24 protein-coding genes are annotated in these 24,988 nt (G+C 67.2%); 16 read left to right on the top strand and 8 right to left on the bottom strand.

Going from position 1 to position 24,988, the window contains the following annotated elements; genetic code table 11:
• Positions 1–141 precede the first annotated feature (141 nt).
• The 7 genes from JOF56_RS37630 to JOF56_RS37600 are packed head-to-tail and all read left to right on the top strand — an operon-like array spanning position 142 to position 8,872.
• On the top strand, positions 142–1,779 hold the full coding sequence (locus tag JOF56_RS37630) for an ABC transporter substrate-binding protein (RefSeq protein ID WP_209644185.1): 1,638 nt from the start codon (positions 142–144) through the stop codon (positions 1,777–1,779).
• The gene (locus JOF56_RS37625; RefSeq protein WP_209644184.1) at positions 1,776–2,720 is read left to right on the top strand and encodes an ABC transporter permease; all 945 of its coding nucleotides are present in this window, start codon (positions 1,776–1,778) and stop codon (positions 2,718–2,720) included. Before JOF56_RS37630 ends, JOF56_RS37625 begins: the two co-directional genes overlap by 4 nt.
• Positions 2,717–3,562 carry an ABC transporter permease gene (locus tag JOF56_RS37620; protein ID WP_209644183.1) on the top strand — a complete coding sequence of 282 codons (846 nt, stop codon included), beginning with the start codon at positions 2,717–2,719 and terminating at the stop codon, positions 3,560–3,562. The genes JOF56_RS37625 and JOF56_RS37620 overlap by 4 nt, the downstream gene beginning before the upstream one ends.
• Positions 3,559–4,554: an ABC transporter ATP-binding protein gene (locus tag JOF56_RS37615; protein WP_209644182.1), complete on the top strand. Its 996-nt coding sequence runs from the start codon at positions 3,559–3,561 to the stop codon at positions 4,552–4,554. The genes JOF56_RS37620 and JOF56_RS37615 overlap by 4 nt, the downstream gene beginning before the upstream one ends.
• The gene (locus JOF56_RS37610) at positions 4,551–5,357 is read left to right on the top strand and encodes an ABC transporter ATP-binding protein (protein ID WP_209644181.1); all 807 of its coding nucleotides are present in this window, start codon (positions 4,551–4,553) and stop codon (positions 5,355–5,357) included. The genes JOF56_RS37615 and JOF56_RS37610 overlap by 4 nt, the downstream gene beginning before the upstream one ends.
• An 18-nt stretch (positions 5,358–5,375) precedes the next feature.
• Positions 5,376–7,454: an AMP-binding protein gene (locus JOF56_RS37605; RefSeq protein ID WP_209644180.1), complete on the top strand. Its 2,079-nt coding sequence runs from the start codon at positions 5,376–5,378 to the stop codon at positions 7,452–7,454.
• Positions 7,455–7,459: 5 nt separating this feature from the next.
• Positions 7,460–8,872: an NAD(P)/FAD-dependent oxidoreductase gene (locus JOF56_RS37600; protein ID WP_209648709.1), complete on the top strand. Its 1,413-nt coding sequence runs from the start codon at positions 7,460–7,462 to the stop codon at positions 8,870–8,872.
• 84 nt (positions 8,873–8,956) lie between these two features.
• On the opposite strand, the gene JOF56_RS37595 is transcribed toward JOF56_RS37600, so the two are convergent.
• Positions 8,957–9,514, bottom strand: coding sequence for an Asp23/Gls24 family envelope stress response protein (locus JOF56_RS37595; protein ID WP_209644179.1), 558 nt, complete (start codon positions 9,512–9,514; stop codon positions 8,957–8,959).
• 205 nt (positions 9,515–9,719) lie between these two features.
• Between JOF56_RS37595 and JOF56_RS37590 the strand changes: the two genes are divergently transcribed.
• The 6 genes from JOF56_RS37590 (at position 9,720) to JOF56_RS37565 (ending at position 14,901) form a co-directional block, all read left to right on the top strand.
• Complete coding sequence (locus JOF56_RS37590; protein ID WP_209644178.1) at positions 9,720–10,496, top strand: hypothetical protein; 777 nt, start codon at positions 9,720–9,722, stop codon at positions 10,494–10,496.
• Positions 10,493–10,948, top strand: coding sequence for a hypothetical protein (locus tag JOF56_RS37585; RefSeq protein ID WP_209644177.1), 456 nt, complete (start codon positions 10,493–10,495; stop codon positions 10,946–10,948). Before JOF56_RS37590 ends, JOF56_RS37585 begins: the two co-directional genes overlap by 4 nt.
• Before the next feature lie 211 nt (positions 10,949–11,159).
• A complete protein-coding gene (locus JOF56_RS37580; protein WP_209644176.1) occupies positions 11,160–12,833 on the top strand; it encodes a hypothetical protein in 1,674 nt (557 codons plus the stop codon).
• Positions 12,834–12,855: 22 nt separating this feature from the next.
• Entirely contained in the window at positions 12,856–13,413 is a 558-nt protein-coding gene (locus JOF56_RS37575; RefSeq protein WP_209644175.1) for a hypothetical protein, read from the top strand.
• 2 nt (positions 13,414–13,415) lie between these two features.
• Positions 13,416–14,117: a CpXC domain-containing protein gene (locus tag JOF56_RS37570; protein WP_209644174.1), complete on the top strand. Its 702-nt coding sequence runs from the start codon at positions 13,416–13,418 to the stop codon at positions 14,115–14,117.
• Positions 14,118–14,169: 52 nt separating this feature from the next.
• Positions 14,170–14,901, top strand: a complete 732-nt coding sequence (locus tag JOF56_RS37565) for a class I SAM-dependent methyltransferase (protein ID WP_209644173.1) — start codon at positions 14,170–14,172, stop codon at positions 14,899–14,901.
• 6 nt (positions 14,902–14,907) lie between these two features.
• Here JOF56_RS37565 and JOF56_RS37560 read toward each other — a convergent pair whose 3' ends face one another.
• The 3 genes from JOF56_RS37560 to JOF56_RS37550 are packed head-to-tail and all read right to left on the bottom strand — an operon-like array spanning position 14,908 to position 17,443.
• Positions 14,908–15,810: an NmrA family NAD(P)-binding protein gene (locus JOF56_RS37560; RefSeq protein WP_209644172.1), complete on the bottom strand. Its 903-nt coding sequence runs from the start codon at positions 15,808–15,810 to the stop codon at positions 14,908–14,910.
• A gap of 23 nt (positions 15,811–15,833) precedes the next feature.
• A complete protein-coding gene (locus JOF56_RS37555) occupies positions 15,834–16,712 on the bottom strand; it encodes a pirin family protein (RefSeq protein ID WP_209644171.1) in 879 nt (292 codons plus the stop codon).
• Positions 16,713–16,726: 14 nt separating this feature from the next.
• Positions 16,727–17,443, bottom strand: a complete 717-nt coding sequence (locus tag JOF56_RS37550) for an SDR family oxidoreductase (RefSeq protein ID WP_209644170.1) — start codon at positions 17,441–17,443, stop codon at positions 16,727–16,729.
• Positions 17,444–17,545: 102 nt separating this feature from the next.
• Here JOF56_RS37550 and JOF56_RS37545 point away from each other — a divergent pair, with 102 nt between their 5' ends.
• Complete coding sequence (locus JOF56_RS37545; RefSeq protein WP_209644169.1) at positions 17,546–18,427, top strand: helix-turn-helix transcriptional regulator; 882 nt, start codon at positions 17,546–17,548, stop codon at positions 18,425–18,427.
• Positions 18,428–18,443: 16 nt separating this feature from the next.
• Here the strand turns inward: JOF56_RS37545 and JOF56_RS37540 are convergent, their stop codons facing one another.
• Positions 18,444–19,712 carry a M20 family metallo-hydrolase gene (locus JOF56_RS37540; protein ID WP_209644168.1) on the bottom strand — a complete coding sequence of 423 codons (1,269 nt, stop codon included), beginning with the start codon at positions 19,710–19,712 and terminating at the stop codon, positions 18,444–18,446.
• Positions 19,713–19,796: 84 nt separating this feature from the next.
• Here JOF56_RS37540 and JOF56_RS37535 point away from each other — a divergent pair, with 84 nt between their 5' ends.
• Positions 19,797–20,681 carry a LysR substrate-binding domain-containing protein gene (locus JOF56_RS37535; RefSeq protein ID WP_209644167.1) on the top strand — a complete coding sequence of 295 codons (885 nt, stop codon included), beginning with the start codon at positions 19,797–19,799 and terminating at the stop codon, positions 20,679–20,681.
• Here the strand turns inward: JOF56_RS37535 and JOF56_RS37530 are convergent.
• The 3 genes from JOF56_RS37530 to JOF56_RS37520 all read right to left on the bottom strand — a co-directional run bounded on the left by JOF56_RS37530 (position 20,673) and on the right by JOF56_RS37520 (position 23,654).
• Positions 20,673–21,098 (bottom strand): hypothetical protein, encoded by a 426-nt coding sequence (locus tag JOF56_RS37530; protein WP_209644166.1) that lies wholly within the window; start codon positions 21,096–21,098, stop codon positions 20,673–20,675. The genes JOF56_RS37535 and JOF56_RS37530 overlap by 9 nt on opposite strands.
• A 92-nt stretch (positions 21,099–21,190) precedes the next feature.
• Positions 21,191–22,783 (bottom strand): benzoylformate decarboxylase, encoded by a 1,593-nt coding sequence (gene mdlC, locus JOF56_RS37525; RefSeq protein ID WP_209644165.1) that lies wholly within the window; start codon positions 22,781–22,783, stop codon positions 21,191–21,193.
• A gap of 91 nt (positions 22,784–22,874) precedes the next feature.
• Positions 22,875–23,654 carry an IclR family transcriptional regulator gene (locus JOF56_RS37520; RefSeq protein WP_245378536.1) on the bottom strand — a complete coding sequence of 260 codons (780 nt, stop codon included), beginning with the start codon at positions 23,652–23,654 and terminating at the stop codon, positions 22,875–22,877.
• A gap of 77 nt (positions 23,655–23,731) precedes the next feature.
• On the opposite strand from JOF56_RS37520, the gene JOF56_RS37515 reads away from it, so the two are divergent.
• Positions 23,732–24,937, top strand: coding sequence for an FAD-dependent monooxygenase (locus JOF56_RS37515; protein ID WP_209644163.1), 1,206 nt, complete (start codon positions 23,732–23,734; stop codon positions 24,935–24,937).
• Positions 24,938–24,988: the final 51 nt, after the last annotated feature.

The following is a 24,988-nucleotide window of genomic DNA, read 5'->3' as shown; positions in this document are numbered from 1 at the left end:
GGCGAGTTCACCAGGACGCTTGCGGCCGACCTGGCAAAACTTTATGTTGAGATTGTAGTACAACACATGTCACACTACGACCGCCCAGCGTGACCCGCGGGGATCTCTTTCACCAGCAGGGGGCTAAGGAGTCGATCACCCATGAGAACACGCGACCTGGTTGCCGCCGGGACACTCGCCGTGTCCCTGCTCGCGGCCGGTTGTTCGGCCGGCCCCAAGCCCCAGGGCGCCGAGGCGAGCAGGTACGAACTGACGTCCACGACACCGCCCGCGACCGGCGAGGTCGACACCGTGAAGTGGGGTATCGCCGAGAGCGAGCCCGAATCACTGGACTGGATCTACGACTGGGACTACGGCGCAGGCAACCAGCTCGCGTCGAACCTCTGCGAAGGACTGCGCAGGCAGAACCCGGACGGTTCGCTGGGCTGGGCGCTCGCCACGGGCGTCAGGACTCCCGACCCGACCACACTGGTGTACACGATTCGCCAGGGAGTGAAGTTCACCGACGGAAAACCCATGACCGCCAAGGATGTCGCGTTCAGCCTGAACCGCAACGTCACCGCGTCGCCCGCTTCCTACTGGGGTCTCTGGTACGAGAACGTGCAGTCCATTGAGGCCACTTCACCCACTGAGGTCACGGTTCGGTTCAAGAGTCCCGACAGCCTCTTCGACTCGGTGATGGGTACGCCGGCCGGGTATGTGGGTGAGCAGGAGTACATCGAGGCGAAGGGGAAGGCCTACGGCACACCCGGCGGTGGCGTCATGTGCACCGGGCCGTTCTCCCTCGACCAGTGGGAGCAGGGGCGATCGCTTGTCCTCAAACGTAATCAGGACTACTGGGACACCCAGCTGAAGCCGAAGGCGAAGTCCTTCCAGTTCTCGTTCGTCCCCGACTCGACCGCGATGACCAGCGCCCTGCAGACCGGTGAGCTCGACGGCGCGTGGAGCGTCTCGATTTCGAGCCTGAAGAGCCTGCAGTCGTCGAAGACCGGAAAAGTCTATGTCAACGAGGGCACCGAGGTTGCCGTCATCCAGATCGCCACACTCGACGGCGCACTGAAGGACCCGCGTATCCGCAAGGCATTGCGGACGGCGATCGACTACGACGGCATCGTGCGTGGTGTTCTCGGCGACGCCGGCCGGCCCGCGACGACGACCACTCCCGAGTCGGTGTGGGGCAAAGGCGACGTACGAGCCGTCTACGAACGTGAGTTCGCGAAACTCGCTCCGGCCAAACAGGACTTGGAACAGGCCAAGAAGCTCGTCACGGAGGCCGGTACGCCGGCACAGCCCATCGTGCTTGCCGTCAGCGCCGACTTCCCCGAACTGGTGAACGCGGCCACGTCCGTCCAGGCATCGGCCGTGCAGATCGGCCTGAAGGTCGAGATCAAGAAGATGCCGCAGAACACCTTCGTCAACCTCTTCTTCGACGAGAAGGCGCGGGCGGGGCTCGACGGCATGATCAACAACGTGACGGCCGACGTGCCCGACCCGCTGGAACTGGTCATCCAGGTGCGGCCCGGTTCGCCGTACAACTACGCGAAGATCGACACCCCTGCCTTCGCCGAGCCACTGGCACTCGCGGCCACGACGGCGGACCCGGTCAAGCGCGCCGACCTCACCGCACAAGCAATCACGGCCTTCGCGGACAACGTCTACAGCTTCCCGATCTACGCGGTCTACTCCCGCGTGTTCCTGAACAACCGGATCACTGGCGTGCCCGTCGAGTCGCTTGTCCAGTGGTACTACCCGTGGGCGGCGACGGTGGGCAGCAAGTGAGCCGGTTCCTGCTGGCCCGGCTGGTCCGCCTGGTCGCGAAGATGTTCATCTGCAGCGGTGTGGTCTTCGCCTCGCTGTACGTCGCACCGGGCGGGCCGCTCGCAGCCATCACCCGCGGCCGCCTGCTCACCCCGGAGGCGCAGGACGAGCTCATCCGCCTGTACCACCTGAACGATCCGTTCCTGGACAGGTTCCTTTCCTGGCTGGGCAACGCCTTGCTGGGCGACCTGGGTACCTCCTACGTCGCGAGGCAGCCGGTGATCGACATGATCGGGCCGCGATTGATGGTCACCGTGTCGCTCGTGCTCTACGCCGGCCTGATCATCGTGCTGGCCGGCGTGGGCCTGGGAGTTCTCGCCGCGGTCCGGGGCGGGCGCGTCGACGGTGCCATCGTGGCCGGTTTCAGTGCCCTGGCGGCGATTCCGGGTTTCGTCGCCTCGGCGGTCCTGCTCGCCGTGTTCGCTGTCGGTCTCGGGCTGTTCCCGAGTTTCGGTGCGGGAACCGGATTCCTCGACCGGGTCTGGCATCTGACTCTTCCGGCGGTAGCGCTGGCCGTCGCCGCGGTCGGCTATGTGGGACGGGTGACCCGGACAGCGGTCATCGCCGAAAAGTCACGTGAGCACGTCACCACAGCAGTCAGCCGAGGTATGCGTCCTCGCGAAGTGCTGGTCTCCCACGTTCTTCGCAACGCGCTCGTTCCCATCACCACGAGCGTCGGGCTGACCATCGCCGGTCTCATCGCCTCCTCGGTGGTGGTCGAGAACGTCTTCTCGCTCGACGGAGTGGGTTCGCTGCTGATCGAGTCGGTCAACAACAAGGACTTTCCCGTGGTTCAGGGCGTTTCGCTGGTCCTGGTGGCCAGTTTCGTCGTGGTCAACACGGTGGTGGATCTGCTGTATCCCGTGCTGGATCCCCGGATTCGACGAGGAGCGCTGCTGTGAGCCTGCTGCTCGCCGGACGACGGCACAGAGAACGACATGTGTCCAACCGGACCGCCATCGCGGCGACGGGCGTGCTCGTCCTGATCGTCCTGATCGCTGTGACCGGTCCGTGGCTGACGCCGTACTCGCCGACGGAAACCGACCTGATGGCCACGTACAGTCCGCCGTCGGGTGCACATCTGCTGGGTACGGACGAGGTCGGCCGGGACGTCCTCTCGCGCGTCGTGGACGGAGCCCAGGCAAGTCTCCTGGGGCCACTCATCGTCATGCTGGTCGCAGTCGCCCTCGGTACGGTCGTGGCGCTCGTCGCCGCGTGGTTCGGCGGCAAGGTCGACAGCCTCATCGGCGTGATCACCGACGTGAACTTCGCCTTCCCGGGCCTGCTGCTCGCGGTTCTGGCTTCGGCGCTGTTCGGTCCCGGGTTGCTGCCGCCCGCGATCGCGATTTCGATCGCGTACCTGCCTTACTGCACCAGAATGATCCGCAGCGCCATCGTCGGCGAGCGTGCCCTGCCGTACGTCGAAGCCCTTCGGGTACAAGGCCTGGGAGGTTTGCTGATCTGCGTGCGCCACATCCTGCCCAACGTGGCCACCACGATCGTGGCGATCGCCACTCTGACGTTCAGCTACTCGATGGTCGACCTGGCCGCGATCTCGTTCCTGGGCCTGGGAACGCAGCCGCCGGACGCCGACTGGGGATCGATGGTCGCGCAGGGCCAACTCGGCATCCAGCAAGCAGCGCCATGGCAGGCGCTCTCCGCGGGCGCGTTCATCGTGGTGACTGTGGTCGCGCTCAACCTGCTGGGCGAGCGGCTTGTCCAGAAAGGGGAGGCGGTCGGATGAGCGCGCTGCTGGAGATCACCGATCTCGATCTGACAGTCCACCGGCCGGACGGACCACGCCGGATCCTGGAGTCCGTGTCCCTGTCCGTCCACGCGGGCGAGGCCGTGGGCCTGGTGGGGGAATCCGGTTCGGGCAAGTCGATGACGGCCCGCTCGGCCATGCGACTACTCCCGTCGTCGGCAAAGGTCACCGGCTCGATCACCTTCGACGGCCGGTCGGTACTCGACATGAGCGAGCGCGACCTACGGGCGTTCCGGCACCGCGACGTGTCGATGATCTTCCAGGACCCGCGGGCCGCCATCAACCCGGTGCGCACGATCGGCGACTTCCTCACCGAGTCGCTACGGCGGCACCGGCGACTTCCTTCCCGCGAGGCAACCGCCCGCGCCACCCGGGCCCTGGACGAAGTCCGAATCTCCGAGCCCGTACGCCGGTTACGCCAGTATCCACACGAACTGTCCGGCGGGATGCTGCAGCGGGTCATGATCTGTGCGGCCCTGCTTTCCGACGCCCGCGTGATCCTCGCCGACGAGCCGACGACCGCACTCGATGTCACCACCCAGGCCGAAGTCGTCGGCATCCTCGACGAACTGCGTCGCGGTCACGGTCTCGGAATGCTCTTCATCACCCACGACCTGGAACTGGCGACCGCCATGTGCGACCGGATCTACGTCATGTACGCCGGCAGGATCGTCGAAACACGCGCGGCCGCCGAATTCGAGGCGCGGGCGAACCATCCGTATTCGGCCGCGTTGTTCGCCGCACGTCCCGAGCTTGGTCACTTCGTGCCCAGGCTCCCCGCCATCCCGGGGCGGCCCATCGCCGCGTTCGAGGCGGGCAGCGGCTGCGCCTTCGCCGATCGCTGTTCGTTCGCCGAATCCGAGTGCCGCAGTGAGCCGATCGCGCTGCGCGATATCCACAACGGACAGGTTCGATGCCGCCGGGCCGGGGATCCGGTCGTGGTCGCGGGCCTGAGTGAGGGCAGACGATGAACGACATCGTCGTCGTACGGGACCTGACAAAGGTCTTCGGCCGGCGTGGGCGCAAGGCACAAGGTCTCGTCGCGGTCTCCTCGGTGTCGTTCTCGGTGCAGGCCGGGGGCGCGCTCGGCATCGTCGGCGAGTCCGGCTCGGGCAAGACGACCCTGTCCCGGATGCTGGTCGGTCTTGAGCGCCCGACTTCCGGGTCGATCACCATCTGCGACCAGGACCGGTCGAAACCGGCGCGATCGCTGGCGGCCCAGCGGGAACGAGCACGCCAGATCCAGATCGTCTTCCAGGATCCGTACACATCCCTCGACCGGCGCCAGACCGGAGCGGACTGCCTGGCAGAGGTCCTGCGACTGCACTCGGATCTCACCGCGACGCAACGAGATCACCGCATCCACGAACTCGGCGACCAGGTAGGCCTCTCGAAAGCCACCTTGGCGTCGCGGCCGGCGGCACTGTCCGGAGGTCAACGCCAGCGGCTCGCGATCGCTCGGGCGTTGGCCGCCAGCCCGCAAGTTCTGGTGCTTGACGAAGCCGTGTCCGCACTGGACGTTTCCGTTCAGGCCCAAGTCCTCAACCGGCTTGCCGATATTCGCGAGGAACTCGGTATCACGTACTTGTTCGTATCGCATGACCTCGCCGTCATCCAGCAGATCACCGATGACGTGATCGTGATGCGGCACGGCGGGATCGTGGAGCGGGGATCCACAAAGGACGTTCTTACCGAACCACAGCACGAGTACACGAAGCTCCTGCGCGACAGCGTCCCGCGCCCTGGCTGGACGCCTGCCAAGCCCGCACACTGAAACAGGAGGTCGCTGCTCATGGCGAGCGCGCCACACAACCCCTTGCCCGTCACCTGGCCGGCGGATTTCCCAGGCCCGTGGACCGGCTGCCCTCGCGAGCCGTTGCTTCAGGTGCTGTGCCGGGGATTCGAGAAGTTCGGCGACCGCACTCCCCTCGTCTTCGACGACGGGTACAGCATCACGTCCGGCCAACTGCGAGCAGAGACGGAGAAGTTCGCCGGTCACCTGGCCACCCGGATCGGCCCTGGCGACCGCGTGGCCCTGGCGGTGGGAAACCGTGCCGAGTTCGTCATCGCCTTCCTCGCCATCGTGGCCAACCGGGCGATCGTCGTCATGCTGTCGCCCGAGATCGGCTCGCACGAGGCCGCATACGTCGTCGAGGACTCCAAATGTGTACTCGCCATCACTGACGAGACATCGACCGCGGTCTTCCAGGAACTGCTCAACGCTGTCATTCCGGTTGAGGGCGACGAGCCGCACGGCTTCGCCGGGGTGCTCGGCGGTGAACCACCGCTGGATCTGACGACCGTGCAGGCCGATGTGGACGATCTGGTGGACATCGGCTACACGTCGGGAACCACCGGCCTGCCCAAGGCACTTGGCGGTCACCATGCCGACATCCTCCGATACGTCGACGTCTTCGTCCGCAGCCGGATCGTCGACGGCGACGACAGCCGGAGGCTGCTCATTCCCCTCCAGTTCCACTACGGCGATCCGCTGGTCGCGCTGTACACCGCCATCCACACCGGCACCACGATCGTGATGATGCGGCGATTCAGTGCCTCCCGGTTCTGGGACGTCGCCCGCCGGACCCGCGCGACCGAGATCCTGACCATCGGATCGATCCCCGACATGCTGCTCAGCCGGCCCGAAAGCACCGCCGACCGGGACCACGGCATTCGCCTTGCGCTTGCTCTGGCGATCCCCCGGGACAGGCACGCCGAACTGGAACGCCGTTTCGGGTTTCCGTGGCGTGAGGTGTACGGCTCCTCGGAGTCCGGCCCTGCCATCGCGATGCCCGAAGCGTTCGGACCGGAATTCGTCGGCACCGGCGCACTCGGGGTCCCGTACCCGGACGTCCAGGCACGACTGGTCACTGAGGACGGTTCGGTCATCACCGGCCCCGGCTTCGGGGAACTGGAAATGGCCGGCGAGGTGGTCTTCACCGGCTACCTCAACAACCCCGCGGCCACCGAGGAGGTCCTGCACGACGGGTGGCTGCGCAGCGGTGACCTGATGCGCCGGGACGAGCGGGGCGTCTACTACTTCGGGGGCCGGCGCAAGGAACTGATCCGCCGCAGCGGTGTCAACATCGCGCCTGCCGAAGTCGAGGCCGTGTTACGGCTGCACCCGGACGTGCTGGACGCCGCCGTCGTGCCGGTGGCCGACGAGATGATGGGCGAGGAGGTCAAGGCGTACGTCGAACTGGTACCCGGCGCCAAGTTCGACCCGGCAGGTCTCGCGGAGTTCTGCGCGGACCAGCTGGCACGGCAGAAGGTGCCCCGCTACATCGAGCATCGCACCGAGCCTTTCCCGAGGACACCCTCACAGCGCATTCCGAAGAGCCAATTGAAGGTCGGCGGCGTGCACCTCACCAGCACCGCGTGGGATCGTCAGGCCGATCACGGCGTGAAACCCGTCAAGTTCGACGATCTTCCCAGCACCGTCGGCATGGTTGTGCAGGGAAAGCCCTTCGCACTGGGCAACGAGGAAAGCGATCTGTTCCACCGGGCGACGTGGCTGGACAAGGCGTATCCCGAGGACCCACCCGAGTTTCCTGAGAACCTGGTCGAAGGCTTCCTGCTGCTGTCCATGGTGGACGCGGTGTCAAGGATGGCCGGGATGTCCGATGCAGACACGATGTGGGGCCTCAACTACGGGCTCGACCGGGTCCGGTTCACCTCCCAGGTCCACCTCGGAGACCGGATCCTGCCGACATTCGAGACCCTCGAGGTCGTACCGAAGGACCTCGGATTCAAAGTGCTGCGCCGCTGCACGTTCACCAAGGAAGGCCACGACCGGCCCGCGATGGTCGCCGACTGGTGGACCTTCGTCCTGCCCAGCGGGACGAAGGAGAAACGCCGGAGGGGCGCGTGATTCGCATGTACACCTCGTCCCCCACCGAACAAGTACGCTCCCTCATCGACGCCGAACCCACACCGTTCTGGCTCGACGACTCCGCCCGGCCGACACCTTCCCCCGCACTTGCCGGCGAACAACACTGCGACCTGCTCGTCGTCGGGGGCGGTTATTGCGGGCTGTGGACCGCGTTGCTGGCCAAGGAACGCGATCCCAGCCGTGACGTGTTCCTCATCGAGGCCCGCGAGATCGGCTGGGCGGCTTCCGGACGCAACGGCGGGTTCTGCAGCGCCAGCCTCACCCACGGCTTTCGCAACGGTCTGACAAGGTGGCCGCACGAACTGCTCGAGCTCGAGCGGATGGGCATGGCAAACCTCGACGAGATCGGGGACACCGTCACCCGCTACGGCATCGACTGCGAGTGGGAACGCACCGGCTCGATCAGTGTCGCCACCCGCCCGCACAGCGTCGCCGAACTTCGCGAACTGGCCGACATCGCCCAGGACTTCGGTACCAAATACGACTTTCTTGGCACCGCCGAAGTCCAGGCCCAGGTGGCGTCACCGACCTATCTGGCCGGTCTGCGAAATTCTCACGGCGTCGCGTTGGTGAATCCGGCCAAACTGGCTTGGGGTCTACGCGACGCCTGCACCCGCGCCGGCGTCCGGATATACGAACGCACGCAGGCGACGGACCTGCGCGCCGCAGGCGCGAGTGTGGTCGTCACAACCGGATACGGCCGAGTCATTGCCAGGCATGTAGCGTTGGCCACCAACGCGTTTCCCTCACTGATTCGGCATGTACGTCCGTTCGTCATCCCGGTCTACGACTACGCCATGGTCACCGAACCGCTGACCGCACGACAACTCGACTCCATCGGCTGGCAGAACCGACACGGTATTTCCGACTCAGCCAACCAGTTCCACTACTATCGCCTCACCGCCGACAACCGGATCCTCTGGGGCGGCTACGACGCCATTTACCACTACGGCGCCAAGCTGTCCGCCGAACTCGACCAACGACCCCACACATTCCGGGTGCTGGCCGCCAACTTCTTCCGCACATTCCCGCAGCTGGAAGGAATCCGCTTCACGCACACCTGGGGCGGTGTGATCGACACCTGCTCCCGTTTCACCGCCTTCTACGGCACAGCAGCAGGCGGCAAAGTCGCCTATGCACTCGGATTCACCGGCCTCGGCGTCGCCGCCACGCGCTTCGCCGCCCAGGTCATGCTCGACCACCTCGACGGCAAGCGCACCGACCGCACTCGGCTGAAAATGGTGCGCACCAAGCCGATTCCGTTCCCACCGGAACCGGTCCGCTGGCTCGGCGTCGAACTGACCCGTCGCTCGATGGCCCGCGCGGACCGCACCGGCGGCAAACGCAACCTATGGCTGAAGGCCATGGACGCCCTCGGCCTCGGCTTCGACAGCTGACAGTGTCCGGTTCCTGAGGGGAGCAGGGCACTCGGTCTTGGGCACGCCTCGCACCCAAGACCGACCGAGCCCACGTCGGCTCGGTCAGGCAGCAGCCGGCGGCTGGATATCACTGACGTGGACGTCCACAGCCGCGACATCGAGGCCGAGGAACTGCTCGACGGCCTCGATCACGCCGATCCGAATCTGCTCCGCCACCGCCTTGATCGCGTGTCCGTACTCGATCACCAACGAAACCTTGATCGTGGCGACGTCGTCGTCCACCTCGACCGAAATGCCCCCGTCGTCAAGGCTGTGCACACCTTCGATCTTGCCGGCGACGATGGTCACGACCTTCACGACGACCCCGTCGCCCACCGTGACGTTCCCGCGAGAGCCCGCAGCGGGCCGAGTCTCGGCCGTGACCGGCTCAGTCTCTTCGACGTCATCCGCGTCAGTCTCGGTGGTGACCGGTGTGTCTTCGGCTTCGGCGGGGACGGGCTCGACGTTCTCCGCACTGTCGCCGTGCTGATCGTCGACCTCGGTGGCAGCTTGCGGTGTGAGGTCTTCGTCTGTGGCGGCTTCGCCGGACTCCTCCGCAGTGGTCTCGATCGCGGCCTCCGCAAGGGGTTCGTCTTCGTCAGCCTGACCAGACGGCGCCATGACAGGCCGTCCGCCCGTGATTCAGATCATCTGCCCGTCTTTGATATTCCCCTGTGTCCCGACAGTGTTCAGCCGTCGGTGATCAGGGCGGAGCCCGGGGGTGTGCGCAAAGTTGTGATCGGTAGTCGCTGCCGCGGCTGGAGGCTTCTCCCACGGACGCCGACAGCGACTCCGCCGCCCGGCACCGCCTGGAAAGGACCACGTCATGAAGATCATCGCTTGGCTCATCACCCTGGTCGGCCTGTTCGTCACCTATCTCTACATCCGGGAGGGCCTCACCGGCGACGGCCCGGTGCCCTGGCTCAACGGCTTCATGGCCGGCCCGATCTGCGCCGTGGTGGTCGCCCCCATGCTGTTCCGGGTCGCCACGCTGCTGGAGAACTCCGGCTCCGGCGGCAAGGTCCCGGCCAACTACCGGGGCGCGCCGATCGGCATGGCCACAGTGGTCTCGTTGGCCCGCACCGGTCTGACCGTCAACGACCAGCCCCAGCTGTTGATCACCCTGAACGTGGACACCCAGGACGGCCGTACCTTCCACGCCGAGGCCAAGCAGCTGGTCGACCTTACCCAGATGGCCATGGTGCAGCCAGGTCGCATGCTGCCGGTGCGCTACCTGCCCGGCGACAGCCGGGTCGTGCTGGCCACTGACGCGGCCCCGGACGAACTCCAGCAGGTGCTCGACCAGATCCGTCTGGCCAAGGGCCTGGTCACACCCCGCCAGCTGCAGATCTCCCAGCAGGGCCTGGAAACCCGGGCCGTGGTGCTGTCCATGACGCCCACCGGCGAGATCCGCGACGACCGCGCAGTGGTGTCCCTGGGTATGCGGGTGACCAGGCCGGATGGCAGCGCCTTCGACATCGTGCAGGAGAAGGCTCTCTCACCGGAGTTGGTCGCCGCGGCGCAGCCGGGGGCGGTGGTGCGGGTGCGTTACCTGGCCCACGACGAGTCCGAGGTGATCATCCTGGTGGCGGCCCAGCCATGACAGTGCGACAGGTCTTCGGCCGGATCGTCATCACCTCGGTGACCATCTCGTTGGGAGTCTTGATGTTCCACGCCTGCACGGCCAGCCTCAGGGCCAGCGGCGCCACGGTGTACCAGTTCTTCCACGCCGTCGGGGTGGGCGACGCCCCGGCGGCCTGTCACCTGCTCTCCGGCGCGGCTCTGGCAAAGTTCCAGGCCAGGGCGCACGCAACGAGCTGTGAGGCAGCGGTCACCCTGGTGCACCGCGGACTCACCCCGGCCAAGCGCGAGGAGCTTGTCACCGGCGAGCCCGACGTGCAGGAGTACATCACCGCCGTCCGCCTGGACTTCAGCACACGCCGCGAGATCACCTTCGACCCCAACCCGCTGGGCATGGAGTACATCGTGCTGGCCGACCACGAGGGCCGCGAGACGATCAGCGACTGGGGCTGGGATGTACGGGAACTGTCCTGACGGCACCGGCGACCGTCGTCCGCGAGTTGCTGCGCCGCGCCGTCGACGAACTGTTCTCCTGAGACAGTACTCGGTAGCCATTTCCACCTGCATGAACCGACCGATCTCCTGGGCACGTCGATCGCGAGTCGGTCCATGTGTCTGCACCAACGGGCATTGTTGCGTGTCCACAGGTGCCCTAGCGTGCTCGGCACCTGTGGAAGGCGGGGGTATGAACAGCGACGGTCACCAGAGCGCCGAGCGGCAGGCCGAGGATCAGGCACGCGGTCCGGTTGTCCCGCCTATGCAGGTCGCGGGGCTTCAGGGCGCCGGCAACCAGGCGATGGCGGGCCTGCTGGCCAGCAGCGCACCGGTCAAGGTCCAGCGGGACGTGGTCAGCGACGTCGAGGACAAGATGTCCTACTCGACGTTCGACTGGGCGATCACCGATGAGGAGGCCACCGAGTCCCTCAACGAGCTGGCGTCCCTACCGGCTCCCGCGCTCGCTGCGGCCCTGGCCAGGCTGTCGCAGACGGCGAAGACGCGGCTGCTGGACAACCTTCCGGCCAGTGCACGCGCAACGTCCGGCTTCACGAAGGTCCTTGTCGCCATGGGCCCGGAGGCTGTGCAGCCTTATGTGCAGAACCTTCTCAGCTACGGCGTGTTCGACTGGGCGATCACTGACGACGACGCTGCCAGCGTGTTCCATATCTTTGTCGCGTTGCAACCCGCGCAGCAGGTCACCTTCGCGCAGAAACTCGGCAGTGGCTTCCGGTCCCGGCTGGCCGGCAACCTTGCCCGGTCGGCCACTGTCGGCGAGGCCGAGCACACCGCGCTGCGGGCGATGTTCGACGCCACGCCGGATACCGAGATCGAGACCCTCAAGGCGTGGATGCACGTCCGGTTCCGCATCGAGTTCGGCACCCAGACGTCCGGCTCGGAGGTCGCCGAGGAGTGGGACGCGCCCAGCCTGCGCCGGATGTACAACGTGCTCCAGGCGCTGCCGGCCGGTGCGGTCGAGTCCAATCCGGAGCTGACACGGATCGACCGGTACAAGTCCGCCGGTCTGCCCGGTGGCTACTACGACGGCAGCGACGGCCGGATCGCCGTGGGCTACGCGGATCTGCGGGCGTTGAACGCCCAGGCCGGTCCCGGCAACCCGGGTGGCGGCGGCATGGGTGTCGTGCCCGCACCGCTGCAGGGCCAGAACCTGTTCGACGGCGTGATCCGGCACGAGGTCGGCCATGCGGTCGACAACCGGCTGGGCCTGTCGCGCAGCTACTGCATCGGCAACCCGGCGGGAGGCAACTGGCAGGCCCACGGGGCCGGTGCCGGACTGGCCACGACGCTCGTCACGGCCAGCGCCGGCGCGATCGCCGCACTGCCACCGGAGCAGAAGACCGCGGTGATCGCCGAGCTGCAGGACGTCATCTCCGACCGGGACCCCGAGAACATCCAGACCCGGCTGCAGGGGCTGCCGTTCTGGAGTTCGCTCGCCGCGGCCGATCAGACCGCGGTCCTCAACGACAATGCTGTGCAGGCGCTGCAGACCTGTTTCGCGGACAAGACCCCTGGTGACCCCTGGTACGGCGCCGGGGACACCGGCGGGGTCCACCTCGGTGGCCGGGTCTATCAGGAGGCGTACGCCGGGCAGTGGTGGAGCTACGACCCGGTGCACCGGGCCCGGAAGGTTTCGTCGTACCAGTTCCGCGCGCCGGGTGAGTGGATCGCCGAGGCGTACAACGCGTACTACACGCCACCCACCAAGGGAGTCCTGCTGGCCGCGGTCGACCCCGCGACCAAGGCCTGGTTCGACGTGAACGTGGACGCCGCAACCGGCGGCGAAGGTGCGGCGGGTCCCGGCCCGGCGCAGCCGCTGCCCAACACCGGACCTGGTTTCCCCTAAGTTGTCGCCACGAAGGAGGACCATGTTCATCGCCGGTGCGGTCGCTGTGCTGGTTCTCGCCGGTGGGGCGTACGCGCTCTGGAGTCCACGAGGGTCAGGGAAAATGGTTGACGAGGCACACCTGCGTTCGGCGCTGCAGAAGCAGTTCAAGATGGACAAGGACAAGCTGCGGCTGGAGATCGGCCCGGACGTGCCCGGCATGATCGTGTTCTTCGCCTACGAGATGGGCAACCCCCGGAGCAACATAACGGGAGTGTTCGACGGCGAGCTCCACACGGACTTCGACAAGAGCATTCCCCTGGTCCTGCGCGCCCTCGGCTACGGCGAACGCGACGTCGACCCGATGGTGGTCGCCGGCGCGGTCGGCAAGCTCGAAGGCAATCCCGGCACCCCGTTCCTGACCCAGTTCGGCATCGACAAGTCCGGCGACCCGGCCGTGATGACCTTGCCCCGTCTGGTTTCCGTCGACGGGCAGCAGGTCGTCGAGTACTGGAACAAGACCTCGCGCGAGACACCTTGGCGCTCAAGGGTTTACCGCAAGGCCGACGGCACCTTCGAAGTACACCGAGGGGTGGACTAGTCATGTCCGTCTTCCGTCCACAACCGATGACCTGCACCGCCTGCGGTCATGTGAACGTCGAGACAGTCGCGATGAGCCTGCACGGTTCCCGCGTCCCGCAGATCGTGGAGTCCATTGTCGCCGGCACATTCCAGTGCTACACCTGCGGCGGCTGCGGGATCGGCTACCGCGCCGACGGTCCGGTCATCTACGTCGACTTCGAGACCAAACGCTGGATCGGCGAGTTCCCCGCGACGATGGAGCGCGGCTGGGCGAGCCTCGAACAGCAGCCGATGGACGTCTTCCGCCAGTCCCTCATCGACCTCGCGCCCGCGTTCCTGCGCGCCGAGGCCGACGGTTTCACCGTGCGCGCGGTCTTCGGCCTCGCCGCTCTCGCCGAGAAGATCCGGCTGCTGGAGGCAGGCCTGGACGACCGGGCCGTCGAGGTCGCCAAACTGGCGATAGTCCTACGGACCGGCGCGGTCATGTCGCCCAGCCACCGGCCCCGCGTCGTGGAGGCCGACGCGGAGTCGGTACGCATGGTCCTGTGGTCACCCGACCCACTTGAGCAGTTCTCCTTGACCGTACCCACCGAGGACATCGTCTCACTGGCGACTTCGGACGACTGGCGACCAGTGTTGCGGGAGATGCAGATCGGCCCATACGTCGACCTGGGCCGGATCATGCTCGACGGGCGAGCGGAAACTCCCCTCTCGCCCGTATGACAGCGTTGCTGCTCCCGGCATGGGACAGGCCGGTCGTGCCAGGATGGGTTGCATGCCCGTCCTTCCCGAGAGTTCTGCCGGGGCCGTAGCCAACGACTACGACACCTTCGGCGAGGCGTATGCGGCCGAAAACGAGACCAGCCTCATCAACGCCTACTACGCGCGGCCCGCGATCCTGGACCTGGCCGGGGACGTGGCCGGCCGGCAGATCCTCGACGCCGGTTGCGGCTCCGGCCCGCTGTTCGAGGCGCTGCGTGACCGTGGCGCCACGGTGACCGGCTTCGACTCCAGCACCAAGATGGTGGAGCTGGCCCGGCAACGGCTCGGCGCCGACGCGGCCCTGCAGGTTGCCGATATCGGCAGCCCGCTGCCGTTCTCCGACGGCGTGTTCGACGATGTCATCGCGTGCCTCGTACTGCACTACCTGGAGGACTGGACCGCGCCGCTGGCCGAGTTGCGGCGTGTGCTGAGGCCCGGCGGCCGGTTGATCGTGGCCGTCAACCACCCCGTCGTCTACAAGCTGTTCTATCCCAAAGCCGACTATTTCGCCGTCGTCCAGTACTCCGAGGAGTACACCTTCAGCGGCCAGAATGCCGTGCTCACCTACTGGCACCGGCCGCTGCACGCGATGACCGACGCCTTCACCGCGGCCGGCTTCCGGATCGCCGTCGTCAGCGAACCGCCCTTCGAACCGGGCGCCCGCGAACTCTTCCCCGACGAGCTGGCGAACTTTCCCTCCGGCGCCTTCCTGAGCTTCCTGTTCTTCGTCCTGGAGGCCGTCTGACGGTATTCAGTCCTGGGTGGCGGCGAAGTACTGTTGCGCGGTGGTCGGGATGATCCGCGGGTAGCGGTCGTTGTGTACCTGGTCCAGTTTGCCGTCGCCGTTGAAGCTTGACCGGATGTACATCAGCGGCAGGAATCGCATGAAGCTCTCGGAGCCACCGGATGCCAGCCCCGTGATCAGGCCGTCGAGGTCGTCCAGCGAGCCGAGCCGCTCGACGCGCAGTGTCGTGCCGGTGGCTTTCTCATAGGCCGCAACCAGTTCAGCGAAATTGAGGCTGTCACCGGCGACTGGGAGGACACGGCCGACCGGTTTGTCGTCGGCGGCTGCCTCGACGGTGTAGCGGGCGGTGTCGGTGTAGGTGGTGAAGTCCACCGGGTGTTCGCCGTCGCCCCAGAGGTAGGCGGTCTGTGTGTCGGGATCGATGAGACGGTAGAAGTAGAACAGGATCTCCCGGTCGAGGAAGGTGCCGTTGAGCACGTGCACCACCTCGACGTCGCCACGCTGCTCGTCGGCCAGTTGACCGAACTGGCGGCGCCAGTCCGAGGTCACGATCTGTCCATTGGGGACCTTGAACAGGTCGAGCGAGAAGCTGGAGGGGATGAACCGCGTCACCCCGGCCTCGCGGGTGGCGCGCAATAGTGCGGCCTGTCCGTCGATGATCACGTCGGGCCCGCCCTGCACGGCGGAGATGACGGTGGTCGCGCCGTCGACGAACTTGGCCAGCGAGTCGTCGGCGTTCGCGCCGAGTTCGCCCTCCACGATCTGCGCGCCGCGGCGTTCCAGATCGGCGACCTTGCCGCGGCTGCCGGGCCGCACCAGCAACCGCAGCCGGGCCTCCGGCCGGCCGAGCACTTCCTCGGCGATCAGACCGCCAAGCTTGCCGCTGCCACCAACCAGTGCGATGTCCATGACTTTCCTTTCATTTAGGGAGATCAGTGCGCGACACGGGCCAGACGAGGCACCGGGCCGAACACGCCGTCGTGGAAATCCCGGAACGCCTGGGCGATCTCGGGTTTGGTGTTCATCACGAACGGGCCGCCGAGCGCGACGGGCTCGTGCAGCGGGGTTCCGCTGTAGACCATGATCTTCGCCGACAATTCGCCGTCCGGGGCGGCCAGCGGCAACAAGGTCTCCCCCGCCGTGGCGACGGGATCGGACCAGCCGACCTGGCCCTCACTCAGCAGCCGGTCCCCGACCGTCACGGTGCCGCGCAAGACATGCGCGAACAACCGATGCTCAGCGGGAACGGCCAGGTCGTACGAAGCCAGCGGGTCGAGGGTGGCCAGCACGCCCTGTACGGGGTGGTGGGTATCCGCGGCCCCGGTGATCCCGTCGACGGTGCCGGCGTGCACGTCGATCACCACTCCGGGCGCATGGACCCGGGGAATGGTCGCACGCCGGAGATCCTGGTAGCGCGAGGGCGTCATCTTCTTGGCAGCGGGCAGATTCAGCCACAGTTGCAGGACGTGGGCGTGCTCGTCACGGTAGGCCAGTTCGCGGTGGATGATGCCGCTGCCCGCGGTCATCCACTGCACTTCGCCCGGCTCCAGCGAACCGGCGTGGCCGAGGTTGTCGCCGTGCTCCAGCACGCCGTCGACCACCAGCGTGACGGTTTCCAGGCCGCGGTGCGGATGCCACTCGAAACCCGGTGTGGAGAACCAGTCCTCGACCAGGGTCAGAAACGGATCAGTCAGTGCCGGGTCGGTCGGGACGAACGCGAGTGCCTTGTCGTCGACCTGTTCGTCCGGACCCAGGCGAGTCCGGTCGCTGATCCGGGTCAGGGTGCGCGCGACGGACAGTTGGCTGGTCATGGCCTTCTCCTCTGCTACCACGGGACGTTTCCGTCGTTGCCGAAGAACTCACCGGTCGGCCCGTCGGGCCCGATCGTGGCGAGCCGCACGATCACCTCCGCGCCCTCGCTCACCGGCTGGCTGTCCGAGGAGAACCCGGTCATGTCCGTGGCGGTCTTGCCGGGATTCACCGCGTTGATCCGGAAATCACCCAACGCGATCGCGTACTGGGTGGTGAGCATGTTCAGCGCCGCCTTCGACGACGGGTAGCCCAGAACCGGGCCATACATCTTCCCCCACTCGATCGCGTCGGGCACCGATCCGGCCGAACTGGACACCATCACGATCCGGGGATGGCCGGATGCCTGCAGCAACGGCAGGAAGGCGTGCGTCACCCGGACCGGGCCGAACACGTTCACTTCGAAGATGCCGCGCAAGTCGTCGCCGTTCATGGTGGCGACCGCAATGCCGGGATCCACGATGCCCGCGTTGTTCACCAGCACGTCCAGCCGCCCCGACCGCGCCTTCACAGCCTCGGCAGCCGCGAACACCGAGTCCTCAGAGGCCACATCGAGCGGCACGAACTCCACCGCCAGGCCGTCCTCGACAAGTTCGGCGGCGGCCGCCTCGCCGCGCGCGGTGTCCCGGGCGGCGAGGAACACCCGCCAGCCCAGCCCCGCCAGCCGCCGCACGGTTTCCCGGCCCAGTCCCTTGTTCGCCCCAGTCACGAGAGCGGTCGTCGTCTCAGCCATGCCGGCAACGTTCCGCTCCCCCGCGGCTGCTCGCCAGGGACCACTGTGGCCTAGGACCGGCCATACCACCCCGAGATCACATTCCTGCGGCACGATGAACACATGGACCGAGCCGAACTGGCCGCAGTGCTACGCACCGCACGTACGCGAGTGTCACCGGCCGATGTCGGCCTCCCGGCCGGATCGCGCCGACAGGTGCCTGGACTGCGCCGTGAGGAGGTCGCCCACCTGGCCGGCCTCAGCGTCGACTACGTCGTCCGGCTCGAACAGGGCCGCGGCCCTAAACCGTCCACCCAGGTACTCGCCGCGCTGACCCGGGCCCTGCGGCTGTCAGAGGATGACCGCGACCTGGTCTTCCGGCTCGCCGGCGCCGCGCCCCCGCAGCCCGGCCACGTACCGATGCTGATCCGGCCGAGCGTGCTACGCCTGATGGACCGCATGGCCGACCTACCCGCGCTGCTGCTGTCGACCAAGTCCGACGTCCTGGCCTGGAACCCGCTCGCCGCCGCGCTGCTGGGCGACTACAGCCGATGGCCACCCGCCAACCGCAACATCATCCGGCAGCGATTCCTCGGCACCGGCCCCAGCCGAATGACACTGGACTCAGCCGACGCCGACAAGGCGGCGGACGCCGAAGCCGCAGGTTGCCTACGCTTCGCCCAGGCCCGCTACCCCGACGACCCCGAACTCCGCAGACTCGTCGCCGACCTGCGAGCAGGCAGCGCCCAGTTCGAAGCCGGGTGGCAAGCCGGCCAGACCGGCAGGCTGCACCCCGCCACCCAAACCCTCGAACACCCCGAACTCGGCCCCCTCACCCTCGACCGCGACAACCTCCACATGGCCGAAGGCGACCAGATCCTCATCGTCTACTCCGCCGCCCCAGGCACCCCCGCGGCCTCACAACTCGACCTACTCCGCGTCACCGGCACCGAACAATTCACGGACTCAGCCGGGCTCGCCGCGCACAGCCAGCCACGTCAGTAACCGGTGCATAGAGCTCTCACTGGGTTGCCAGTCGCAGGATGGTTGTGGCGAGCACGTTGATACCGGCGGCGCACGCTTCCGGGGTGGAGTATTCGCGGGGGTTGTGGCTGATGCCGTCGTATTCGCCACGTACGAAGATCATCGCGGTTGGGGTGATCGCGGCCATCTCCTGGGCGTCGTGACCGGCGCCGGACATCAGCCGCATTGTGTCGTGGCCCAGATCCGCAGCCACGGCGGCGATCGCGTCCTGGATGCCTTCGTCGAAGGGCACCCGGTTTGTCTTGGCCATGCGCTTGGTCTCGACCCGTAGGCCTGGCTGCGCGTCGGGCAGTGTGGCGAGGAATGTGGCCAGGTCGGCTTCGGCGGCGGCCATGTGGGCGTCGTCCGGATTACGCAGGTCCACGGTCAGCTCGGCTCGGTTCGGCACTACGCTGGGTAGGCCCGGCGAGGTCGTGATGTGGCCGACGGTCGCGCGTAACCGGCCGTAGGCACCGGAATCGACCATCTCGCGCACCTTCACGACGATCTGCGCTGCGGCGAGTCCAGCGTCCACACGCAACTCGGTCGGAGTAGTGCCAGCGTGCGCGGCGCGGCCGTGCAAGGTGACCTTCTGCCAGGAAATCGCCTGCACGCCTGTGACCACACCGATGTCGTAGCCCTCCTGGGCGAGCACCGGACCCTGTTCGATGTGGCACTCCACATAGGCGTGCGGCGGGTCCATCCTCACCGGCTGGTCACCCCGGAAGCCGATACGCGCGAGCTCGTCACCGAACCGCAATCCCTGCTCATCAACCAAGTCGTAGGCGTAGTCCAGGGTCAGGCGCCCGGCTGCGACCGCGGAGCCGAGCATGTCGGTGCCGAATCGGACGCCCTCCTCCTCGGTCCACGCGGCGATCACGATCGGGCGCCGCGTGGTGATGCCCGCATCGTTGAGACAACGCACGACCTCCAAGCCACCGAGCACGCCCAGGCATCCGTCGAACGCCCCGGCCGTGGCGACCGTGTCGATGTGCGATCCGGCCAGCACGGGTGCCAGGTTCGGCTCGGTGCCTTCGTGGCGGCCGAAGATGTTGCCCATCTCGTCGATGGTGACCTCAAGACCTGCGTCGGACATCCATCCGATCACCAGGCGGCGGCCTGCGGCGTCGGCGTCGGTCAGGGATTGCCGGTTGATCCCCATCAGACCTGTGGCCTCGTCGGGGTAGGAGCCGATCGTCGCCAGTTCCATCAGCGAATCCCACAACCGTCCACTGTCGACGGTCAGGGTGCTTGGCAGATCAGTCATGCCGCTCACGGTAGGAAGAACGCGTAGGTTGAAACGATGTCATGAGTTCAACCATTACTCATGAAAAGATGCCATGATTGGCAGGTGTACGACGTGCGTCGGCTGCGGCTGCTGCGCGAACTGAGTTACCGAGGCACCCTGGCCGCAGTCGCCGAAGCCCTGGGCCTCAACCCGTCATCGGTCTCCCACCAGCTGACGGTCCTGGAACGCGAGGTCGGTGTCCGGCTGCTCGAACCGGCCGGCCGGGGCGTGCGACTCACCGCCGCGGCCCAGGTTCTCGTTGAGCACACCGAGGCGATCCTGCTGGAACTCGAACGCGCCGAAGCCGCGATCGCCGCCACGCATACCGAGGTCAGCGGCGTGGTCCGGCTGGCGACCTTCCAGACCGCCGCCCATGCCCTCATGCCCGCCGCCGTGGCAAACCTGGCGACCAGCTACCCCCGGCTCGACATCGAACTCACCCACATCGACGCCGAACACGCCCTGTCCGCGCTCGTCGCCCGGGACTTCGACCTAGTCCTGCACGAGGAGTACCCCGGCGCACCCGTACCGCCGGTCACCGGCGTCACGGTCGAACAACTCGCCACCGATCCGATGCTGCTGGCCACCCCTGCCGACGCAGACGTCACCACCATCGAGCAGACGGCCGGACAACCCTGGGCCATGGAACCGGCCGACACCCGCGCCGGGACCTGGGCCAGGGCCGTGTGCCGCGCCGCCGGGTTCGAACCCCAGGTCCGGTACGAGTCATCCGACGTACCGCTGCATCGGCACCTCGTCCGCCATGGCCTGGCCACCGCACTCCTGCCGCGACTCGCGCTCACCGCCGAGGAGCCCGGCATCCGCCTGAGCGCGCTGCCCGATGCCCCTCAGAGAGCGATCATGCTCGCCTTCCGCACGGGCAGCCGCACGAACCCGGCGATCACGGCCGTGATCAACGTGCTCAAGGCCGATACGACCTCAGCCTGAGCGCTGATTTCGGAACGCCAGCACAGTGGTCGCAGCGAGCACGATGGCGCCGATCGCCTCGACGATCAGCGTCGTCGAGACCAGCTGACCGCTCATCGTCTCGGTTATCCCGAACAGCCCGACGGTCAGCGCGAGCACCAAGGCGAGCAGCGTGCCCACCATGAACACCAGGCTGAGCGCACTCGCCAGAGGCAGGAGCCGCACGGGCGCCGCGATCATCGCGATCGCCAGGACGAGCCCGCCGATCGCGTTGAGCACGAACAACACGCCGAGCAGACCGTCGGCCCACTCGAAGACGAGATACAGATGAATCCCGCCCATCGCCAAGAGCAACAGGGCACCGAGAACCCGCCAGCCCATCAGCGGACGCCGACCGACGACGCCGTGACGTCCTCCACCCGCACTGATGCTTCCCATCACCGTCTCCCTTGGTCACACCGCAGGCGTCAATAATGCGCCTAAAGCGCGGGCGACGCCGCTCAGGATCAAGACCAACAGAATGATCACGTTCAGCCGTAGCTGGCGTCCGGGGCGACTTCGATGTCGAGCAGGAGCGGGCTGGTCCGCCCGGCGAGTGAAGGCAGGACGTCGCCCAGGACCTCGGTGAGCTCCTCGTGCGTGGTGATGTGGCGGGCAGGACAGCCGAGACCTGCCGCGATGGTGGAGGTCCGGACCTCGGTGAACGCCGGCCAGGGTGCCTTGCCCAGTCCCGACCGCTCGGCGAGCCGGTCCATGACTGCGTAGCCTCCGTTGGCCAGCACGATGAACAGCACGCCGACGTGGTAGTGGGCCGCGCTCCACAGGCCCTGGATCCCGTACAAAGAGGAACCGTCACCGAGCACCGCGACCACCGGGCGCCGAGGGGCACCGAGTTTGAGCCCGATCGCGGCAGGCAGACCGAACCCGAGTCCGCCGGCCGCGGCGCTGACGAAGCCCAGCGGAACACGGGCCGGTACCCGGCGGTGGAGCTCCGGCCGGCTGGAAGGCGACTCCTCGATGAGAATCGTGTCTCGGGGCAGCTGCTTGGCCAGCAGATCGAAGACGTGCGCCGGGCGCAACGGCTCCCCTGGTTCAGGCTCTGCATCCGGAGTCCGGCGCGGCGCGGGCGAGACCTCGCGCGGCACGACACGTTCGGCGAGCCGACGGCAGACGTGCGCGGGTTCGGCGATCACAGCCACGTCGGCGGCGCTGTAGTGGGCCTCGTCGGCGTACTGGGTGATCTGCAGGACCGTTGTCCCGTCTGGCACGAAGTCGCCCGGTTCCCAGGTGTACTGGCGCAGAACCGGTGCCCCGACAACGAGCACGACATCGTGGTCGGCCAGTGCAGTTCGGACGCCGGAGCGTCCGGGTGGGAGGTGCCCGGCGAACGACGGGTGGTCCTGCGGGAAACCGGCGCGGGCGCCGAAGGATTCCTGCCATACCGGGGCGCCCAGTCGCTCGGCCAGTGCGACCAGCGCCGCCCAGCAGGACTCGTCGTCGGCACCGGCCCCGACGACGATCGCGGGACTGCGGGCTGCGTCGAGGGATGCCGCAAGGTCGCCGAGTCCATCCAAAGTGGACGGCATAGGCCTGCGTACTTCGAGCGCGGCGGCGCCGCGACGCGGCTCAGCCGGTTTCTCCCAGTCGTCCATGGGAACCACGACGATCGCGGGGCCTGCCGCGGTGACCGCTTCGTGGTGTGCACGGGCGATGGCCGCCGGCACGTCCTGGGGCCGGACCGGCTGGTCTGTCCACACGGGATAGTCGCCGACCAGGCCTTCGAGCCGCCCGGCCAGGAACGGGTCGTGGGCGAGGTGACGCCGGTCCTGCTGGCCGACCACGACCACGAGCGGCACCCGGTTGGTGCGTGCGGTGGCCAGCGCTCCCGCCGCATTGGCCAGCCCCGCCGTGGTGTGCAGGTTCACGAACGCGGGACCTCCGCGGGCGGTCGCCCAGCCGGTGGCCATCCCGACCACGGAACCTTCGTGCAGTGCCAGGCGGAAGCCGATGTCGTCCGGCAGGCCGGTCAGGAACGCGATCTCCGTGGATCCGGGATTGGCGAAGATGGTCGTCGTACCGAATCGGCGCAGCACTTGGAAGGTCTCGTCGCGAACGGTGGTCATGGCGCTCCTGATCGTTTCCGGCACGGGTCCCGCGAGTATCCGGACGCGCCCCGGTCTGGACAACGCCGTTGTCCGTTCAATGGACACGCGATCAGATGTACTGGATCCTGCACCCCGGGCGCCAGCCGAGCAGGCGGGAGATCCCGAGGCCGCTCGCGATCACAGACGGCAGCACTGCCTGGCGCTTCACCAGGTCGGCGCGGAAGACGACCGACAGCGCCGCGACGACGCGGCCTTCGGAATCCACGATCCGGGTGGCAACCGAATCGGCCCCGGGGGTCAGCTCTCCTCGCACCGTGGCCGTCCCGGTGCGGCGGCATTCTGCGATCTCCTCACGCAACGCGTCCGCCCGCACGATGCTTCGCGGCGTGTACTTGCGAAGCTCGCCCGAGAGCACGGTTTCGATCAACTGCGGATCGGCGTGGCTGAGCAGGACTTTGCCCACACCGGAGCAGTGCAGCGGCAGTCTCCCGCCGACCTGGGACACGAGCCCCAGGGCCTCCGGCGCGGACAACCTCTCGATGATCACCGCTTCCTGGCCGTCGAGAACCGCCAGTTGCACGTGCTGATGCAACGCGGTGTAGAGGTCCTCCAGGAACGGCTGCGCCAGGGCGCGCAACGGTTCGGTGAGCGGGGCCAAGGTGCCGAGCTGCCACAGCCGCAGGCCCACGGTGAACCTGCCGTCGGGCCGGCGATCGAGCGCGCCTGAATCAACCAGTTCCACGGCCAACCGCCGCACGGTGGCGTGCGGCATGCCCGTCCTGCGCACCAGGTCGGCGAGACTGAGAACACTGTGCCCAGGCTGGAACGCGAACAGCACCTCGAGCAGCCGGGAGCTCACCGTCCGGCCGGGTTCACTGGTCCGAGGCATGCGGCCCAGCATAAGAGCAATGTTCATTCAACGAACATCCGTGTCCGCCTCCCCTTTCATTCGGGCAGCATGCCGAGATGACCCGGACACCCGAAATCGCCATCCTCGGCGGCGGCATCGGCGGTCTCGCGGCCGCCGCGTTCCTGCGTCGCACCGGGCTGCCGAGCACAATCTACGAACAGGCATCCGAGCTCAGAGAAATCGGCGCCGGCCTGGTGATGGCCCCCAACGTCGCCCGGCTGCTCCGCAGACTCGGAGTGCTCGAGGAGCTGGCGCATCACGTCGTGCGGCTCGAAATCGGCTGGGAGTTCCGACGCTGGCAGGACGGAACGGTCCTGTCAGCCGAAAACCTCGCCGAAGCGTGCGAACGCCTCTACGGCGAGCACACCTACACCGCTCGTCGTTCCGACCTGCTCGCCGCGCTCCGGAAGAGCGTCCCAGACGACTCAGTCCGGCTGGGCAAGCGCTGCGTCGCCGTCATCGAAAATGGCGATCGCCCGGCGCTGCGCTTCGACGACGGTGAGGTGGCCGAGGCGGACATCGTGATCGGAGCCGACGGCATCCATTCGGTCGTGCGCCGCGTGATCGCCGATTCGATCGAGGCCACCTATTCGGGCCTCTGCGCCTTCCGCACACTCGTACCAGCGGAACACGCGCCGGAAATCGCCCGCCGAAACGCACACACATTGTGGCTCGGCCCGGGCCACCACCTCGTGCACTATCCGATCTCCGCCGGAAAGCTGATCAACCTCGTCGCCATTGCCCCAGCCGGGGACTACTCGGTGGAATCGTGGACAGCGAGGGCAAGTATCGAAGAATTCCTCGCGGAATTCGACGGATGGGACCCGCGACTGCTGGATCTCATCCGCGCGGCCGAAACACCCGGACGCTGGGCACTACTGGACCGGACACCACTGCGGCACTGGAGCCGCGGACCGGTCACCCTGCTCGGCGACGCAGCGCATCCCATGTTCCCATTCTTCGGCCAGGGCGCCGCCCAAGCCGTCGAGGACGCCGCAGTCTTAGCCCAATGCCTTGCCGCCCAACCCGATGACCCCGTCAACGCGCTGCAGAACTATGAGTCGCTACGGATCCCACGCACGACCAGACTCCAGGAAGTCAGCCACGGGCGATCCCGCATCAACCACCTGCCCGACGGCCCGGAGCAGCAGGCCCGCGACAAAGCCTTCAGCGACAGCGATCCGTTGGTGGACAGTGCCTGGATCTACGAGTACGACGCCGACACCGTGCCGCCCTTTCACATTGACACCGTCGCCCGATGAAAGGCCGAAGTCAGTTGTCCGCCGCCGCGCCCTGAAACGGCACTAACCAAA

It is taken from the genome of Kibdelosporangium banguiense (genome assembly GCF_017876405.1).
Classification (GTDB): Bacteria; Actinomycetota; Actinomycetes; order Mycobacteriales; family Pseudonocardiaceae; genus Kibdelosporangium; species Kibdelosporangium banguiense.
The sequence above is the reverse complement of the archived record's forward strand: the minus strand, read 5'-3'. Positions and strand labels throughout refer to the sequence as shown.

Coding starts and splice junctions, on each gene's coding strand:
- JOF56_RS37630 (WP_209644185.1), top strand. CDS start 142: ATGAGAACACGCGACCTGGTTGCCGCCGGGACACTCGCCGTGTCCCTG.
- JOF56_RS37615 (WP_209644182.1), top strand. CDS start 3,559: ATGAGCGCGCTGCTGGAGATCACCGATCTCGATCTGACAGTCCACCGG.
- JOF56_RS37610 (WP_209644181.1), top strand. CDS start 4,551: ATGAACGACATCGTCGTCGTACGGGACCTGACAAAGGTCTTCGGCCGG.
- JOF56_RS37605 (WP_209644180.1), top strand. CDS start 5,376: ATGGCGAGCGCGCCACACAACCCCTTGCCCGTCACCTGGCCGGCGGAT.
- JOF56_RS37600 (WP_209648709.1), top strand. CDS start 7,460: ATGTACACCTCGTCCCCCACCGAACAAGTACGCTCCCTCATCGACGCC.
- JOF56_RS37595 (WP_209644179.1), bottom strand. CDS start 9,514: ATGGCGCCGTCTGGTCAGGCTGACGAAGACGAACCCCTTGCGGAGGCC.
- JOF56_RS37590 (WP_209644178.1), top strand. CDS start 9,720: ATGAAGATCATCGCTTGGCTCATCACCCTGGTCGGCCTGTTCGTCACC.
- JOF56_RS37585 (WP_209644177.1), top strand. CDS start 10,493: ATGACAGTGCGACAGGTCTTCGGCCGGATCGTCATCACCTCGGTGACC.
- JOF56_RS37580 (WP_209644176.1), top strand. CDS start 11,160: ATGAACAGCGACGGTCACCAGAGCGCCGAGCGGCAGGCCGAGGATCAG.
- JOF56_RS37575 (WP_209644175.1), top strand. CDS start 12,856: ATGTTCATCGCCGGTGCGGTCGCTGTGCTGGTTCTCGCCGGTGGGGCG.
- JOF56_RS37570 (WP_209644174.1), top strand. CDS start 13,416: ATGTCCGTCTTCCGTCCACAACCGATGACCTGCACCGCCTGCGGTCAT.
- JOF56_RS37565 (WP_209644173.1), top strand. CDS start 14,170: ATGCCCGTCCTTCCCGAGAGTTCTGCCGGGGCCGTAGCCAACGACTAC.
- JOF56_RS37560 (WP_209644172.1), bottom strand. CDS start 15,810: ATGGACATCGCACTGGTTGGTGGCAGCGGCAAGCTTGGCGGTCTGATC.
- JOF56_RS37555 (WP_209644171.1), bottom strand. CDS start 16,712: ATGACCAGCCAACTGTCCGTCGCGCGCACCCTGACCCGGATCAGCGAC.
- JOF56_RS37550 (WP_209644170.1), bottom strand. CDS start 17,443: ATGGCTGAGACGACGACCGCTCTCGTGACTGGGGCGAACAAGGGACTG.
- JOF56_RS37545 (WP_209644169.1), top strand. CDS start 17,546: ATGGACCGAGCCGAACTGGCCGCAGTGCTACGCACCGCACGTACGCGA.
- JOF56_RS37540 (WP_209644168.1), bottom strand. CDS start 19,712: ATGACTGATCTGCCAAGCACCCTGACCGTCGACAGTGGACGGTTGTGG.
- JOF56_RS37530 (WP_209644166.1), bottom strand. CDS start 21,098: ATGGGAAGCATCAGTGCGGGTGGAGGACGTCACGGCGTCGTCGGTCGG.
- mdlC (WP_209644165.1), bottom strand. CDS start 22,783: ATGACCACCGTTCGCGACGAGACCTTCCAAGTGCTGCGCCGATTCGGT.
- JOF56_RS37520 (WP_245378536.1), bottom strand. CDS start 23,654: ATGCCTCGGACCAGTGAACCCGGCCGGACGGTGAGCTCCCGGCTGCTC.
- JOF56_RS37515 (WP_209644163.1), top strand. CDS start 23,732: ATGACCCGGACACCCGAAATCGCCATCCTCGGCGGCGGCATCGGCGGT.